Here is a 15,874-nt window from a genome sequence, read left to right on the forward strand (position 1 = left end):
ACATGGCACAGGCCGCCCAGCGCGACATCGCGCACGTGGGGCATGTGGAGCTGCGGACGCCCGAGCCCGAGGAGAGCCTGCGCTTCTTCACCGAGGTGCTGGGCCTGCGGGAGAACGGGTCCGAGGGCGACGCCGTCTACCTGCGCACCTGGGACGACTACGAGCACCACACGGTGAAGCTGGTCGCGTCGAAGACGTCCGGCATAGGGCGGATGGGGCTACGCGCGGCGAGCGAGGACGCCCTGCACCGCCAGGTCAAGACGGTCGAGGAGCGCGGCCTCGGCATCGGCTGGGTGGACGGCGACCGCGGCATCGGCCCGACGTACCTGTGCACCGACCCGGACGGCCACGAGATCGAGCTGTACTGGGAGACGGAGTGGTTCGAGGCGCCGGAGGAGACGCGCCCCGCGCTGAAGAACCAGGCCCAGGCGTACCCGGGACGCGGGGTGTGCGTCCGCCGCCTCGACCACGTCAACTACCTCGCCAAGGACGTCGCCCTGAACCGCGACTTCCTCCGCGACACGCTCGGCGCGCGGCCGACCGAGCAGATCGTCCTGGACGACGGCTCGCCCGCCGGAGTGTGGTTCACCTTCACCAACAAGACCTACGACGTCGTCTACACCGGCGACTGGACGAGGTCGACGGGGCGCCTGCACCACATCGCGTTCGCGACCGACACCCGCGAGGACATCCTCCGCGCCGCCGACATCGCCCTGGAGAACGGCGTCCACATCGAGACGGGCCCGCACAAGCACGCCATCCAGCAGACGTTCTTCCTCTACCTGTGGGAGCCGGGCGGGAACCGGATCGAGCTGTGCAACTCGGGCGCGCGCGTCATCCTCGCGCCCGACTGGAGGCTCATCTCCTGGAGCCAGGCCGAGCGCGCCAAGGGGCAGGCGTGGGGGCTGAAGACGATCGAGTCCTTCCACACCCACGGCACCCCGCCGGTCGGGGACGCCGACGGGACGGCGCCGTGACCGCCCGCACCCTGCCCCGAGGCCGGGGCGCCGCCCGCTCCGGGCGGGTCGTCCGGCTGCGCCGCCGGTTCCTGCCCGCGGACACGCTGGTCGTGCTGGCGCTCGTCGCGGTGGTCGGGTTCCTGTTCATCTACCCGTTCGCGATGCTCGTCTTCGGCGCGTTCCGCACCGCCGCGCCCGGCCTGCCGGGCGACTTCTCGGCGGACGGCGTCGTCAACGCCTACAAGGACCCGAAGGTCTGGTCGACGCTGAAGAACTCGGCGCTGTACTCGGGCGGCGTCCAGGTCCTCTGCCTGACGATGGGCGCGTTCTTCGCCTGGGTGGTGACCCGGACGACGACGCCGCTGCGGCGGCTCGTGACGCCGATGATGGTGCTGGTCTTCGCCACCCCGACGATCTTCTTCACGATCGGCTGGGGGATGCTCGGCCGCGACCCCGCCGGGCTCATCAACGTCGGCTACCGGAAGCTGCCGCTGCCCGGCGACGCGATCGTCAACGTCGAATCCTGGTACGGGATAATCGGTGTCACCGCGCTCAAGCTGACGGCGGTCGTCTACTTCCTCTTCCTCGGCTCGTTCATGGGGCTCAACCGGAGCCTTGAGGAGGCGTCCCGGGTGTCGGGCGCGGGACGGCTCCAGACCGTCCTGCGGGTCGAGCTGCCCGTGCTCGCCCCGGCGATCACCGGGATCGCGATCCTCGGCTTCACCGCCGGGCTCAGCCTGCTCGACATCCCGCTGCTGCTGGGCCTGCCCGCGCACATCAACGTGTTCCCGACCGAGATCCTGAACCACGTCACGGCGGAGACGCCGTCCGACTACGCGGGCGCGTCCGCGCTGTCGATGCTGCTCGTGGTGATCGTCATCGGGCTGGTGCTGGTGCAGCGCAGGCTGCTCGGCGGGCGGTCGTTCGTCACCGTGACCGGCAAGTCCGACGACCACGCCCGCTGGGACATCGGCAGGTGGAAGTACCTGTGCGCGGCGCTGATCGTCCTGTACGCGGTGCTCGCGCTGGTGCTGCCGGTCGGGCAGCTGATCCTCGGGTCGCTGCAGCCGTTCTTCGGCGTCTACAGCAACCTGACCACGGAGAACTTCGCCGCCGTCCTGGACGACCCGGACACGATGTCCGCGCTGGTCACGACGCTGACGGTGAGCGGGGTCGCCGGGCTCGTCGGCACGGCGGTCGCCGTCGTCGTCACCTACGTCGGCAAGAACAGCCGGTCGCGGCTGCGGAGCGTCCCGGTGATGGGCGTGTGGATCCTGATGGCGCTGCCCGGCGTCACCGTGGGCCTCGCCATCCTCTGGGGCTACCTGGCCGTGCCAGGGCTGCGCGAGCTGTACTCGACGATCTGGATCCTGGTGATCGCGCTCGCGGTGCACGCGGTCCCGATCACCAGCCGGGCGACCGAGGGCTCGATCGCGCAGATCGGCACCGAGCTGGAGGAGGCCGCGCGGATCTGCGGCACCTCCCCCGCGCGGACGCTCGTCGTCATCACCGGGCGGCTGATCCTGCCGAGCTTCCTCGTCGGCTGGTTCGTCGCGGCGGTGCTGTCGGCGGGGAACCTGGACGTCCCGATCCTGCTCGCGTCCCCCGACAACCAGACGCTGCCGGTCAAGGCGTACTCGCTGTACCAGAGCGGCGACGCGGGACAGGCCGGGGCCGCCTTCTGCCTGATGATGGCGAGCTTCGTCGTCGTGCTGGCCGCCGGCTGGGCCGCGAGCAGGCTGCTGCGCCGGCTGGCGCTCGGACCGGGCCGGTTCGGAACGGGCCGGTTCGGAACGGGGAGGACGGCGTGACGCGCGCCGCGACGAAGGGGTGGGACACATGGCGGGCATAGGGATCACTGGGCTCGGCAAGCACTACGGCGCGCTCGCCGCCCTGGACGAGGTGAGCCTCGCGGCGCGGGAGGGCGAGTTCCTCACCCTCCTCGGCCCGAGCGGCTGCGGGAAGACGACCACGCTGCGCTGCCTCGCCGGGCTGGAGAAGCCCGACCGGGGCGAGATCACCATCGGCGGGGACGTGGTGACGTCCGTCCCGGAGCAGGTGTTCGTGCCGCCGGAGAAGCGCGACATCGGCATGGTGTTCCAGAGCTACGCGCTCTGGCCGCAGATGACCGTCTTCCAGAACGTCGCCTACCCGCTGCGGCGGCGCCGGGAGAAGCGCCCGGAGGTCCAGCGGCGGGTGACGCGGACGCTGGAGATGGTGGGGCTCGCGGCGCTGGCGGACCGCCCCGTCACCCGGCTGTCCGGCGGGCAGCAGCAGCGGGTCGCGCTCGCCCGCGCCCTGGTCGGACGCCCGCGCGTCGTGCTGTACGACGAGCCGCTGTCCAACCTCGACGCCAAGCTGCGCGCGACGATGCGGATCGGCATCCGCGACTTCCAGCGCGAGCTCGGCACCACGGCCGTCTACGTGACGCACGACCAGGTCGAGGCGATGTCGCTGTCCGACCGGATCGTGCTGATGAAGGACGGCCGCGTCCAGCAGGTGGGGACGCCGCGCGACATCTACGAGCGGCCCCGCACCTGGTTCGTCGCCGACTTCGTCGGCTACGAGAACTTCTTCGACGCCGAGGTCGTGGAGCGCGCGGGAGACCGGGCCGTCGCGCGGCTGGACGGCGGGATCGCGCTACGGTGCGCGGGCGGGCCGCCGACCGCCGGGCGGGTGCGGCTGTGCGTGCGCAGCACCGCGCTCAAGGTCGTCCCCGCGCGGGGCGACGGGTCCGCGGAGCCGCCGAACACGCTCGACGGCCGGGTCCGCGACTCGGTCTACCTCGGCGGGCAGGTCGAGCACTACGTCGAGGCCGCCGGGACGGTGCTGCGCGTGCGCGCCGCCGATCCCGTCCCGCCCGGCGAACAGGTACGTCCGGGGGAGGCGGTCCGGCTGCGGATTCCTCCGGAGAGCATCGTCGTGCTGGACGCCGACGAGGAGGCGCCCGAGCCGGCCACCGGGGGGAAGCACATCGATCTCGACAGGGTGGGGTCTCCATGAGAAGCAATCGGCTGCTGGCCGGACTGATCGCGGCGGCGCTGGTCGCCACGTCCTGCGGCGGAGGCGACACGTCCGAGGAGCTGCGCCCGGAGGGGCTCGGCGGGACGGCGAACCAGAAACAGCTCGACGCGCTCTACGCGGCGGCGAAGAAGGCAGGCGACAAGAAGCTCGTCATCTACAGCGAGACGCTCGGAGGCGGGAGCGCGCGGCCCGTCCTCGAGCTGTTCGAGAAGCGGTACCCGGCGATCGACGTCCAGGCCCAGGCCGGGTTCGGGGCGCAGCTGGCGAGCAGGCTCGACCACGAGTTCGCCGCGAACCAGCACGTGGGCGACCTGCTGGAGGTCGCCGTCACCGACCTGGAGCGGCACTCGGCGCAGGGCCGGATCGAGGCCTACTCGCCGCCGACCGCGACCGCCGTGGCGAAGGAGTTCGTCTGCGCGGAGGGCCACGCGCTCGGCAGCGAGCTGTCGGTGCTCGGCATCGGCTACAACACGCAGAAGGTGAAGGCGGACGAGGCCCCGAAGAGCTGGGACGACCTCCTCGACCCGAAGTGGAAGGGGAAGATCGCGCTGAACTCGCCGCTGCAGCCGGGGCACGGGGCGCAGATCGTCCAGTACCTCCTGGCGAACGGCTTCACCATGGACTGGGTGCGGAAGCTGGCCGCCCAGGATCCGACGCTCGTGCCCGGCACCCGGGCGCTCGTCGACCGGCTGGCGCAGGGCCAGGCGTCGATCGGCGTCCCGGCGGCCACCGACCAGTTCCTCGCGGCGAAGGCCAAGGGCGCGCCGATCGGGATGACGCTGCCGACCGGCGGCGGCAACGTCAAGCACCTGAACTGCATGGGGATCATCAAGGGCGCGCCGCACGAGGACGCCGCGAGGCTCTTCTACTCGTGGTGGTACACGCCCGAGGTGCAGAAGGTCATCGCGAAGAAGATGTTCAAGGCGTCCGTGCTGCCGGGGGCGGCGCCGCCCGAGGGGATGCCGCCGATGGACCGGTTCGAGTTCTGGCCGGAGATCCCGCCCGCGGAGTACACCAAGCAGCAGTCCGCGATCATCAAGGAACTGAACCCGATCTTCCGGTAGGACGCGGGCTTCCGGTAGGGCACCGTGCTTCCGGCGCGGAGTCCTACCGGAGCGGACGCACCGGGTCGCCGGCCACAAGGCCCGGCCGGCGACCCGGTGTCAGGCGGGCGGCGGGGTGTTCTGCCGGAGCCGCGCCGCGTGCAGGATGTGCTCGGCCATGGAGCGGCGGGCGTCGTAGGGGTCGCCGCGCTCCAGGGCGTCGATGATCCGGCGGTGGTCGTCCGACAGGGACTGGGCGTTCTTCTCGTCCTTCCAGATGGTCATCCGCGGCGGGATGAACGCCCAGAGGGAGGCGGCCTGCAGTGCCACGAGCGACGACCCCGCCTCGTAGATGGCGAAGTGCAGCGTGCGGTTCAGCACCGACAGCCGCGACTCGTCGCCCGCCTCGATCGCGTCGTTCAGGTCCTGGTGGGCGGCGCGGATGCGGTCGAGGGCGGCGTCCTCCATCCGCTCGACGGCGAGGGCGGTGGCGAGGCCCTCGACCTCCGAGCGCAGGAGGTAGAGGTCCTCGATCTCCTGCGGCGTCATGTCCTTGACGGTGGCGCCGCGGTGGGACTCGTACTCCAGCGCGCCCTCCGCCTCCAGCAGGCGGAACGCCTCGCGCACCGGCGTGGGGCTGACGCCGTAGCGCTTCGCCACGTCGGTCTGCCGCAGGGTCGTGCCGGGCTTGATGAGCCCGTCCGCGATCTCCCGGCGCAGCCGCTCCAGGACGTAGGCGGTCTTGCTCAACGGCGGACCGCTCGCCGTGGGTTCCGTCACGCTTGACATGTCGCTCCTCCGGGAGTCAAACCAGCGGTATCTAGATAATACTCTATTGACTGTCCGCGCTGACTGATTCGCCGCGGACGTCGGAGGCCTCTTCCGTTTCCCTTCGTCCCGGACGGCGGCCGGCCTTGTCCCGAGGGCACGCCCACATGCGATGACCCTTCAGAATGGACGATCCGCTTCCCGGCCGCCCGGGGTGACGACGAGCACGCAGCCGGGCTCGCTCTCCCATGATCCTCAGTGATTTCATAGAATATAGTCTAGAGAAGGCATCGCCTACCGGAGAGGTCCTCGCATGGTCGACGTCGCCGAGCCGGAGATCTTCACGCTGCTGGCTCATGCCGAGATTCCCGTGGCGGTGTCGCGCCTCGCCGGGAGCGCCGACGAGGCCGCGCGGGCCGCCGCCGGGCTCGGCGGGCCGCTCGTCCTGAAGGCGGGCGGGCTGCGGCACAAGACGGACGAGGGCGGCGTCGTCCTCGGCCTCCCGGGCCCGGCGGAGGTGCGCGCCGCCGCCGCCGAGCTGCTGGCCCGGCTCGGCCCGCGCGCCCGCCCGCTGATCGTCCAGCGGCAGCACGAGGGGCACGAGCTGCTGGCCGGGCTGCGCCGCGACCCCGGCGTCGGCGCGGTCGTGGTCCTCGGCACGGGCGGGATCCACACCGAGGTCGTCGCCGACGCGGTGGACGCGCTCGTCCCGCTCGACCGCGCGGCCGCCGAGGCGCTGGTGCGCCGCCTCCCCCGCTACAAGCTGCTGGAGGGGCACCGCGGCTCGCCCGCGCTGGACGTCCCGGCGCTGGTCGGCCTCCTGCTCGCGCTGTCGGCGCTGGCGGAGCGGCGTCCCGACATCGGCGAACTCGACCTCAACCCGGTGCTGCTCGGCCCGCTCGGCGAGGGGGTGGTCGCGGTCGACGCGCGGATGGGCACGATCGAGGCGCCGCCGCCGCGGCCGCCCCGGGCCGGTCCGGCCGCGCGGCTGGACGCGATCCTGCGCCCCCGGCACATCGCGGTCGTCGGCGTGTCCGACGACCCGTCGAAGGCGGGCGCGCGGATCTACCGGTACCTCACCGAGAAGGGGTTCACGGGCCGGGTGGACGCCGTGCACCCGGCCGGCGGCGAGATCGGCGGCAGGCCGCGGTACCGGAGCCTCGCCGACGTCCCCGGCGTGCCCGACCTGGTCAGCATCGCGGTGCCGGCGGCGGCCGTGCCGGCCGTCGCGCGGGAGGCCGCCGCGCGCGGCGTCGGCGGCGCGATCGTGCACAGCTCCGGGTTCGCCGAGGCGGGCCCGGCGGGCGAGCGGCTCCAGCGCGAGGTCGCCGCGGTCTTCCGCGCGGCGGGGATCCCGCTGGCCGGGCCGAACTCGATGGGCGTCGTCGTCCCCGGGACGGGAATGACGGCGTCGCTGTCCGGCGCGCTGGAGGCCGACCGGCTGCGGGCGGGCGGGGTCGCGCTGGTCAGCAGCTCGGGGGCGCTCGGCAGCTGCGTGGCGTCCCGGCTGATGGAGGCGGGCGTCGGGCTGTCGCGCTGGATCCACCTCGGCAACGAGGCCGACCTCGACGTCGCCGACTACCTGGAGTGGCTCGCGGGCGACCCGCGCACGGAGGCCGTCGGCGTCCTGCTGGAGAGCGTCACCGACGGGGACGGGCTGATCCGCGCGGGCCGCGCGCTCGCCGAGAGCGGCAAGCCGCTGTTCGCCTACAACATGGTGCGCGGCGAGGGCGCGCGGGCGGCGACCCGCAGCCACACCGGGGCGCTGGTCGGCTCGCACCGGCTGCGCGACGCCGTCCTGGACGCCGCGCGGGCCGTCCGCGTCCCGACCCTCCAGGTGCTGGAGGACGCGCTGACCCTCGCCGCGTCCGGCGGGCTGCCGCGCGGCAACCGGCTGCTGGCCGTCGCGGCGTCCGGCGGGGCCTGCACGATCATCGCCGACGGCGCCGAGGCGGGCGGGATCGAGCTGCCCCCGTTCGCCGACGACGTCCGCGCGCACATCGCGGGCGTGCTGCCCGACTTCGTCCGGGCGGTCAACCCGCTGGACATGAGCGCGCAGATCATCGCCCGGCCCGAGCTGCTCGGCGAGGTGCTCGACCGCGCGATGGACGAGTCCCGCTACGACGCGGCGCTCGTCCAGCTCACCACCAACGCCGACCCGGCCGCCGAGCTGACCGCGAAGGTGATCGTGGCGACCCGGCAGCGGGTGTCGATCCCGCTCTACGTCGCCCGCTTCGGCGCCGGGTCGCTGGCGCCCGCCGGGATGTCGACCTACGCCGCCGCCGGGATTCCGGTGCTGGACGCCCCCGACCGCACGATGGCGGCGCTCGCCGCCGTCGTCCGCGCGGCGGGCAGACTCAGGGAGGTTCCGTGGACTTCACGCTGACGCCGGAGCAGCGGGCGCTGCGCGACACGGCCCGGCGGCTCGCCGTGGACCGGTTCGCCGCGAAGGCGTTCCACCGCAGCGGGTTCGCCTGGGACAGCGCGCGCGAGCTCGCGCGGGCCGGGTTCACCGGGATCATGATCGACGAGGCGGACGGCGGCCAGGGCGGCACGCTGCTCGACGCCGTCCTCGTCATGGAGGCGGTCAGCAAGGTGTGCCCGCACAGCGGGGACGCGGTGCAGGCCACCAACTTCGGCGCGATCCGGCAGGTCGCCGAGCTGGGCTCGGCGGAGCTGAAGGCGGAGCTGCTGCCCCGCCTGCTCGCCGGGGACGCGCTGATCGCCGCCGGGATGAGCGAGCCGGACGCGGGCTCCGCGCTCACCGAGATGCGGACGACCGCCCGCTACGACGGCGACGAGGTCGTGCTCGACGGGCGGAAGTGCTGGACGTCCCACGGCCCCGAGGTCACCCACCTCGTGCTGTGGTGCCGGTTCGGGCCGTCCAGCCGCGACATCGGCGCGGTCGTCGTCCCGACCGACGCGCCGGGGTTCACCCGGGGCGCGCCCGAGCACTACATGTCCGGCGAGGCGCACTGCATGTCCTACCTGGACGGATGCCGGGTGCCGCGGCGGAACGTCCTCGCCGACCGGGACGCGCTGCGCCGCCTGATGACCGTGTTCGGGATCGAGCGGGTCGGGAACGCGGTCCGGTCGCTGGCGCTGGCGCAGTCGGCGTTCGAGCGGGCCGTCGAGCACGCCGGGACCCGCGAGCAGTTCGGCCGCCCGCTGGCGGAGTTCCAGGGGCTCCAGTGGAAGTTCGCGGACATGTACGTCCAGCTCGAAGCGGCCCGCATGCTGGTGTACCGGGCCGCCGCCGGGGCCGCGTCCGGGCCGCCCGACCCGATGGAGGCGACGGCGGCGAAGCTGTTCGCCAACGAGGCGGCGTTCCGGGTGGCGAACGACGCGCTGCAGATGCTCGGCGCGGCGGGCTACTCCACCCAGATGCCGCTGGAGTACATGGTCCGCCGGATCCGCGGCTGGATGATCGCGGGCGGGACGGTCGAGATGCTGCGCAACAAGCTCGCCGAGGGCATCTTCGACCGGCGCTTCAGCCAGCGCCGCCCCGCCCCGGCGGAGCCGCGCCCGTGACCGGCGCCACGCGGGAGATCGCGCGGTGGGCGGTCGCGGCCCATCCGCTGCCCCCGGACGTCGCGCACGCGGCGCGGCGGCTCGTCGTGGACTACCTCGCGGCGGTCGTCGCGGGCGCCGCCGAACCGGTCCCGGCGGCGGTGCGGCGGCACGTCCGCGCGAGCCATCCGGGGGCGCAGGCGACCGCCGTCGGCGGCGGACCGGCCGCCGCGCCGGGCGCGGCGATGGCCAACGGCACGGCCGCGCACGCGCTGGAGCTGGACGACGGCTACACGCCCGGCGCGTCCCATCCCAGCTCGGCGACGATCCCGGCGGTCCTCGCGCTGGCCGAGTGGCGGCGCGCCGACCCGGACCGGACGCTCGCCGCGATCGCCGTGGCCGTCGAGGTCGCGTGCCGGGTGGCCGCCGCCGCGCACCCGGCGACCTGGCGGCGCGGGTTCCACAACACGCCGCTGGCCGGGGTGTTCGGCGCGGCGGCGGGCTGCGCGGCGCTGCTGGACCTGCCCGCGGCCGGCGCGGCGAGTGCCCTCGGCCTCGCCGGGTCGCACGCGGGCGGGCTGTCGGAGTTCCTGCTGGACGGCTCGCCGGTCAAGCGGCTGCACGCGGGGATGGCGGCCCGCGACGGCCTGCTGTCCGCGCTGCTCGCGGCGGAGGGGATCGACGGGCCGCCGACCGTCCTCGAAGGGCCGCAGGGGTACTTCGCCGCGTTCGCGCAGGGCGACTGGGACCCCGGCGTCCTGCTCGGCGGCCTCGGCGAGGAGTGGGCCATGCGGCGGACGTCGGTCAAGCCGTACCCGTGCTGCCGCCACGTCCACGGCGCGGTGGACGCCGTGCTCAGGCTGCGCGAGGAGCACGGGCTCCGCGCCGAGACGGTCACCGGCGTGGACGTCGCGACGTACGCGGTCGCCGCCACCTACGACGGCACCGACGCCGGGACGCTGCTCGGCGCGCAGATGAGCATGCCGTACGCGGTCGCGGCGGCGCTGTGCGACGGGGAGCTCGGGCTCGCGCAGTTCTCCGCCGAACGGCGCGGCGGCGCCGACGTCGCGCGGCTGGTGCCCGCCGTCCGGGTCCGCGCCGACGCGGACCTGGACCGGCTCTACCCGGCGCTCCGCCCGGCCGACGTGCGGATCAGCCGGACCGGCGGCCCCGACCTGCGCCTGCGCGTCGACGAGCCCTACGGCGAGCCCGGCAACCCGCTGGACGACGACGCGCTGGACGCCAAGTTCCGCGCGCTGTGCGGGCCCGTGCTCGGCGCGTCCAGGGCCGAGCGGGTGCTGCGGGCCGCGCGCGCGTTCACCGACCTCGGCCCGCTGACCCACGGCCTCGCCACCCTCGGAGGACAGGCATGACGACCACCCCCGCGTCCCCGACCACCCCGGCGCCCCCGTCCGGCCGCGCGCTCCGCGTCGGGACGGACATCGGCGGCACCTTCACCGACTTCGTCGTCCTCGACCCGGAGACGGGCGCGATCACCCTGGAGAAGCGCCTCACGACGCCGGACGACCCGGCCCGCGCCGTGGTGGACGGCGTCGACGCGCTCGCGTCCGCCCGCCCCGGCCTGCTGGAGCGGACGGAGATCCTCGCCCACGGCACCACCCTGGTGATCAACGCGCTGATCGAGCGGACCGGCGGCACCACGGCGCTCCTCACCACCGAGGGGTTCGAGGACGTCCTGGAGATCCGCCGGGAGGTCCGCTACGACGCCTACGACCTGGAGCTGGCGTTCCCCCGGCCGCTGGTGCCGAGGCGGCTGCGGTTCGGCGTCCGGGAGCGGCTGCACGCGAGCGGCCGGGAGCTCGTCCCCGTCGACGCGGACCAGGTGCGCGAGATCGTGGCCGGGTTCGCGGCCGCGGGCGTCGAGTCGGTGGCGGTCTGCCTGCTGCACTCCTACGCCGACGGGGAGCACGAGCGGCAGGTGGCGCGGATCGTCCGGGAGTGCCGCCCCGACCTGTGGGTGTCGCTGTCCAGCGAGGTGCTGCCCGAGGTGCGCGAGTACGAGCGGACGAGCACGACCGTCGCGAACGCCTACGTCCGGCCGCTCCTTTCGGGCTACCTGCGGCGGCTCGAATCGGCGCTGGACCAGCGGGGCTTCGCGGGCGGGTTCCACGTCATGCAGTCGACCGGCGGCGTCGTCCCGCTGGAGGTCGCGCGGACGTTCCCGGTGCGCGTGGTCGAGTCGGGCCCGGCGGGCGGCGTGCTCGCCGCCGCGCGGCTGGGCGCCGCCGCCGGGGTCGGCGACCTGCTGGCCTTCGACATGGGCGGCACCACCGCGAAGGTCGCCGCCGTCGTGGACGGCCAGGCCGCGATCACCCACGACTACGAGGTCGCGCGCACCGCGCACTTCCGGCCGGGGTCCGGCATCCCGGTCTGCACGCCCGTGCTGGACCTGCTGGAGATCGGCACCGGCGGCGGGAGCATCGCGCACGTCGACAGCCTCGGCCTGATCAAGGTCGGGCCGCGCTCGGCGGGCTCGACGCCGGGACCGGCGGCCTACGGGCGGGGCGGCGACCGGCCGACCGTGACCGACGCCGACCTCGTCCTCGGCTGCCTCGACCCGGACCGCTTCCTCGGCGGCGAGATGCCGCTGCGCGCCGACCTCGCCGCGGCGGCGGTCGCCGCGCTCGGCGCGCCGCTCGGGCTGGACGCGGTCGCGACCGCGCACGCGATCCGGGAGGCGGCGGAGGAGTCGATGGTGGCGGCGGCGCGCGTCCACCTCGCCGAGCTGGGGTTGGAGCCGTCCCGGCTGCCGGTCGTCGCCTACGGCGGGGCGGGGCCGGTGCACGCGGTGGGGCTGGCCCGCAGGCTGGGCAGCCCCCGCGTGCTCGTCCCGCCCGCCGCCGGGGTGATGTCGGCGCTCGGGCTGATCCTCGCGCCCGCCACGTTCGAGACGTCGCAGACCTACAAGGTGAAGACCGACCGGCTCGACCTCGCCTTGATGGACGAGCTGTTCCGCCAGATGGAGAAGACCGCCGCGCAGCTCCTGCCCAACGCGGACGGACGCGTCGAGCACACCCGCTGGGCCGACATGCGCTACGTCGGCCAGGGCTTCGAGGTCAGCGTCGGGCTGCCGGGCGGCGACGACTGGGCCGCGCTGTCCGCGGCGGAGGTCACCGCGCAGTTCAAGGCCGCCTACGAGCGCCGCTACCGCCGCTCCTACGACGACGTGGCGGTGGAGACCATGAACCTCCGGCTGCGCGCGACCCTGACCGAGGACGGGGACGGCGTGCGGCTGCCCACTCCCCCGTCCACCGGGCGGGCGGCCGCCGACGCCGTGACGGGGCACCGCGACGTCCACCTCCCCGACGGGACGGCCCGCTGCCCGGTCTACGACCGCGCACTGCTGGAGCCCGGCATGACGGTGGCCGGGCCCGCGCTGATCCAGGAACGGGAGACGACCACCGTGCTCGACCGGGGCTCCGCCGCGACGATCGGCGCCCTCGGGATCATCAGCGTCGAGATCGAAGGGGTGAGCGGGCAATGACGGTGCCGGATCCCGTCCGGGTGGAGACGTCCTGGCGGCGGCTGCAGAGCATCACCGACGAGGCCGCGACCGCGCTGGTGCGCGCGTCGTTCTCCAGCGTCATCCGCGACTTCCTGGACTACGCGTGCGTCGTGTTCGACAGCGAGGGGACGATGCTCGTCCAGTCGGCGCGGTCGACGCCCGGCCTGCTCGGCGTGCTGCCGTTCGCGGTGCCGAACGCGATGGCCGAGTACCCGATGGAGACGCTGCGGCCGGGCGACGTCCTCGTGCTGAACGACCCGTGGACGGGCAGCGGCCACCTCATCGACATCACCGTGCTCGCGCCGGTCTTCCACCGCGACCGCGTCGCCGGGTACGTCGCGTGCTCGGCGCACCACCTCAACGTCGGCGGGCGGCACGCCACCATCGAGAGCCGCGACATGTACGAGGAGGGCCTGAAGATCCCGCTCACCCTGCTGTACGAGCGGGGCGAGCCGACCATGGTGTTCGACTTCATCCGGGTGAACGTCCGCGAGCCGGACAAGGTGATCGGCGACCTGCGCGCCCAGGTGTCCGCCAACGCGCTGATGGCCGAGCGGGTCGCCGCGTTCATGGCCGAGAGCGGCGTCGACGCGCTGGAGCCGCTCGGCGCCGAGATCACCGGGCGCTCGGAGGCCAGCATGCGCGCGGCGATCCGCGCGCTGCCCGACGGCGAGGCGGCGGCCGGGATGTCGCTCGCGATCCCCGGCCTGGACGAGCCGGTCCGGGTCGAGCTGCGGCTGGCGATCGCCGGGGACGAGCTCGTCCTCGACTACTCCGGCACGTCCGGCCAGGTGCCGAGGGCGGTCAACGTCACCCTCAACATGACCCGCTCCTACTCCTTCTACATCCTCAAATGCCTGCTGGACCCGCTCGTGCCGAACAACGGCGGCTCGCTGCGCCCGGTCCGGATCGTGGCGCCGGAGGGCAGCGTGCTGAACCCGCGCCGCCCGGCCGCGACCTGGGGCCGGACGATGATCGCGCACCTGCTGCCCGAGCTGATCATGCAGTTGCTGGGCGAGATCGTCGCGGCGGCGCCGCCCGGCGCGGACCGCGACGCGCTGCCGCTCCTCGCGCCGAGCGGCGCCACTCCCCTCGCCTACTGCAACCTCGTCGGGGAGCGCGCGGACGGTAGCACGTTCTTCACGATCGTCACCATGCACGGCGGGATGGGCGCGCTGGCCACGCAGGACGGGCTGAGCTGCATCTCCTTCCCCGCCAACTGCGCGAACATCCCGGTGGAGATCATCGAGAGCGACGCGCCGCTGCTGGTGCGCCGCAAGTCCCTGCTGCCCGGCTCGGCCGGGCGCGGCAAGTACCGGGGCGGCCTCGGGCAGCGGGTGGAGATCGAGGTCCTGGCCGGAGACCTCGGCCCGCGCGGGACCGTCCTCGCCGGGCTGCGCGGCGGACGGCTCGGCGTGCCGGTGCGCGGCGCGCTCGGCGGCGAGGGCAGCTTCGCCGCGCGGGTCGAGCTGAACGGCGCGCGGATCGGCATCGGCAGCCAGGTCACGCTGAACCCCGGGGACGTGCTCGCCTTCGAGCTGCCCGGCGGGGGCGGCTACGGCGACCCGCGCGACCGCGACCCGCGCCTCGCCGCCGAGGACCTCGCCGACGGCCTGGTGGCCACGGAATGACGACGACCGACACGCTGGCCGGGTGGGCGCGCGACCCGGCGACGGCGGTTCCGCCGCGGGTCGTGGAGCGGACCCGGCTCGCCCTGCTGGACACGTTCGCCGCGCAGGCCGCCGGGCTGTCCGCGGACGGCGCGCGGCAGGTCGCCGACCTCGTGACGCACTGGGGCGGGCGCCCGGAGGCCACGGTCTACGCCACGGGCGCGCGCGTCCCGATGCACCTCGCGGCGCTCGCCAACGCGACGTGCGCCCGCGCGTGGGACCTGGACGACGTCCTCGAACACGCCTTCTCCCATGTCAGCGGGAGCGTCGTCCCGGCGGCGCTGGCCGTCGCGGAGGGGGTGGAGGCGTCCGGGCGGCGGGTGAGCGGCCGCGCGTTCCTGACGGCGGTCGCGGTCGGCGCGGAGGCGGTGTGCCGGCTGGCCCTCGCCCCTCGCGCGTCGTTCAGCGTCACCGGGGCGTCGCGGTCCTACGAGTGCGGGACGTTCGGCGCCGCCCTGGCGTCCGCCCGGCTGCTCGGGCTGTCCGGGGAGCGGACGCGGCACGCGATGGGGATCGCGCTCTCGATGCTGTGCGGCAAGCAGCAGGCGTTCCTCGCCGGGGCGCACACGGTGAGCCTCGGCCAGGGGCTGTCCGCGCAGGCGGGCGTGCTGGCGGCGGTCATGGCCGAGCGGGGCCTGACCGGCGCCGCCCCGGACATCGACGTCCTGGAGGGCCGGTTCGGCTACTACTTCACGAACCACCGGGGCCTGTACGACCCGGACGGGATCACCGCCGGGCTCGGCGCCGGCTGGCGGGTGCTGGAGACGAGCGTCAAGCCGCTGTACCCGTGCTGCAAGTTCACCCACACGTCGATCGCCGCGACCCTCGACGCGATGCGCGACCTCGGCGGGGACCCGGACCGGATCGCGGAGATCGAGGTGAGCGTCACCGACCGGGAGGCGTACGACCTCGCGTGCGCGCCCGAGGACGCGAAGCGCCGCCCGGCGACGCGGGCCGCCGCGCAGTTCAGCATGCCGTACGCGGTGGCGGTGGCCGCCGTCCACGGCCGGGTCGGGCCGGAGCACTTCGTGCCGGAGGCGCTCGGCGACGAGCGGGTCCTGGACGTCGCCGACCGCGTCGTCATCAGAGCCGACCTGGACGGCGCGAGCGACAGGGGCGCGCTGCCGATGCCCGCGCACGTCACGGTCAGGCCGCGCGACGGCGAGCCCGTCAGCAGGCGGGTGACCGTGGTCAAGGGCCACCCGAGCGCGCCGATGGACTTCGCGGACGTGGCCGAGAAGTTCCGCGCGTGCGCGTCGTTCGCCCTCCCCGGCTGGGACGGCGCGGAGCGGGTCGTCGACACGGTCCGCGGGGTCGCGGGGCTGGCGTCGATCAGCGCGCTCGTCGGCGTCCTGCCGCGCGGGTCCGGCTAGC

General features: G+C 74.4%; 11 protein-coding genes. 10 read left to right on the top strand and 1 reads right to left on the bottom strand.

Translation table 11 applies throughout. The annotated features are described in order from the left end of the window. Positions 1-2 precede the first annotated feature (2 nt). The 4 genes from ACH01S_RS08755 to ACH01S_RS08770 are packed head-to-tail and all read left to right on the top strand — an operon-like array spanning position 3 to position 5,047. Positions 3-977, top strand: a complete 975-nt coding sequence (locus ACH01S_RS08755; RefSeq protein WP_067887604.1) for a catechol 2,3-dioxygenase — start codon at positions 3-5, stop codon at positions 975-977. Then, complete coding sequence (locus ACH01S_RS08760; protein WP_067887606.1) at positions 974-2,770, top strand: ABC transporter permease; 1,797 nt, start codon at positions 974-976, stop codon at positions 2,768-2,770. The genes ACH01S_RS08755 and ACH01S_RS08760 overlap by 4 nt, the downstream gene beginning before the upstream one ends. A 28-nt stretch (positions 2,771-2,798) precedes the next feature. Continuing rightward, positions 2,799-3,962, top strand: a complete 1,164-nt coding sequence (locus ACH01S_RS44345; protein ID WP_067887609.1) for an ABC transporter ATP-binding protein — start codon at positions 2,799-2,801, stop codon at positions 3,960-3,962. Further along, positions 3,959-5,047 carry an ABC transporter substrate-binding protein gene (locus ACH01S_RS08770; protein WP_067887612.1) on the top strand — a complete coding sequence of 363 codons (1,089 nt, stop codon included), beginning with the start codon at positions 3,959-3,961 and terminating at the stop codon, positions 5,045-5,047. Before ACH01S_RS44345 ends, ACH01S_RS08770 begins: the two co-directional genes overlap by 4 nt. Before the next feature lie 99 nt (positions 5,048-5,146). On the opposite strand, the gene ACH01S_RS08775 is transcribed toward ACH01S_RS08770, so the two are convergent. Continuing rightward, a complete protein-coding gene (locus ACH01S_RS08775) occupies positions 5,147-5,815 on the bottom strand; it encodes a GntR family transcriptional regulator (protein WP_067887614.1) in 669 nt (222 codons plus the stop codon). Positions 5,816-6,107: 292 nt separating this feature from the next. Between ACH01S_RS08775 and ACH01S_RS08780 the strand changes: the two genes are divergently transcribed. Genes ACH01S_RS08780 through ACH01S_RS08805 form a run of 6 tightly spaced genes read left to right on the top strand, consistent with a single transcriptional unit; the run spans position 6,108 to position 15,873 of the window. Beyond that, positions 6,108-8,180, top strand: coding sequence for an acetate--CoA ligase family protein (locus ACH01S_RS08780; RefSeq protein WP_067887616.1), 2,073 nt, complete (start codon positions 6,108-6,110; stop codon positions 8,178-8,180). Next, positions 8,165-9,325 carry an acyl-CoA dehydrogenase family protein gene (locus ACH01S_RS08785; protein WP_067887618.1) on the top strand — a complete coding sequence of 387 codons (1,161 nt, stop codon included), beginning with the start codon at positions 8,165-8,167 and terminating at the stop codon, positions 9,323-9,325. The genes ACH01S_RS08780 and ACH01S_RS08785 overlap by 16 nt, the downstream gene beginning before the upstream one ends. Then, positions 9,322-10,677: an MmgE/PrpD family protein gene (locus ACH01S_RS08790; protein WP_067887621.1), complete on the top strand. Its 1,356-nt coding sequence runs from the start codon at positions 9,322-9,324 to the stop codon at positions 10,675-10,677. The genes ACH01S_RS08785 and ACH01S_RS08790 overlap by 4 nt, the downstream gene beginning before the upstream one ends. Beyond that, complete coding sequence (locus tag ACH01S_RS08795) at positions 10,674-12,809, top strand: hydantoinase/oxoprolinase family protein (RefSeq protein ID WP_067887624.1); 2,136 nt, start codon at positions 10,674-10,676, stop codon at positions 12,807-12,809. Before ACH01S_RS08790 ends, ACH01S_RS08795 begins: the two co-directional genes overlap by 4 nt. Then, on the top strand, positions 12,806-14,461 hold the full coding sequence (locus ACH01S_RS08800) for a hydantoinase B/oxoprolinase family protein (RefSeq protein ID WP_083980467.1): 1,656 nt from the start codon (positions 12,806-12,808) through the stop codon (positions 14,459-14,461). The genes ACH01S_RS08795 and ACH01S_RS08800 overlap by 4 nt, the downstream gene beginning before the upstream one ends. Then, positions 14,458-15,873, top strand: a complete 1,416-nt coding sequence (locus tag ACH01S_RS08805; RefSeq protein WP_067887626.1) for an MmgE/PrpD family protein — start codon at positions 14,458-14,460, stop codon at positions 15,871-15,873. Before ACH01S_RS08800 ends, ACH01S_RS08805 begins: the two co-directional genes overlap by 4 nt. Position 15,874 lies beyond the last annotated feature (1 nt).

Source organism: Actinomadura chibensis NBRC 106107 (genome assembly GCF_001552135.1).
GTDB lineage: Bacteria > Actinomycetota > Actinomycetes > Streptosporangiales > Streptosporangiaceae > Spirillospora > Spirillospora chibensis.

What these genes read in the sequence shown, in the direction of transcription:
- ACH01S_RS08755 (WP_067887604.1), top strand. Translation starts at nt 3, where the DNA reads ATGGCACAGGCCGCCCAGCGCGACATCGCGCACGTGGGGCATGTGGAG.
- ACH01S_RS44345 (WP_067887609.1), top strand. Translation starts at nt 2,799, where the DNA reads ATGGCGGGCATAGGGATCACTGGGCTCGGCAAGCACTACGGCGCGCTC.
- ACH01S_RS08770 (WP_067887612.1), top strand. Translation starts at nt 3,959, where the DNA reads ATGAGAAGCAATCGGCTGCTGGCCGGACTGATCGCGGCGGCGCTGGTC.
- ACH01S_RS08775 (WP_067887614.1), bottom strand. Translation starts at nt 5,815, where the DNA reads ATGTCAAGCGTGACGGAACCCACGGCGAGCGGTCCGCCGTTGAGCAAG.
- ACH01S_RS08780 (WP_067887616.1), top strand. Translation starts at nt 6,108, where the DNA reads ATGGTCGACGTCGCCGAGCCGGAGATCTTCACGCTGCTGGCTCATGCC.
- ACH01S_RS08795 (WP_067887624.1), top strand. Translation starts at nt 10,674, where the DNA reads ATGACGACCACCCCCGCGTCCCCGACCACCCCGGCGCCCCCGTCCGGC.
- ACH01S_RS08800 (WP_083980467.1), top strand. Translation starts at nt 12,806, where the DNA reads ATGACGGTGCCGGATCCCGTCCGGGTGGAGACGTCCTGGCGGCGGCTG.
- ACH01S_RS08805 (WP_067887626.1), top strand. Translation starts at nt 14,458, where the DNA reads ATGACGACGACCGACACGCTGGCCGGGTGGGCGCGCGACCCGGCGACG.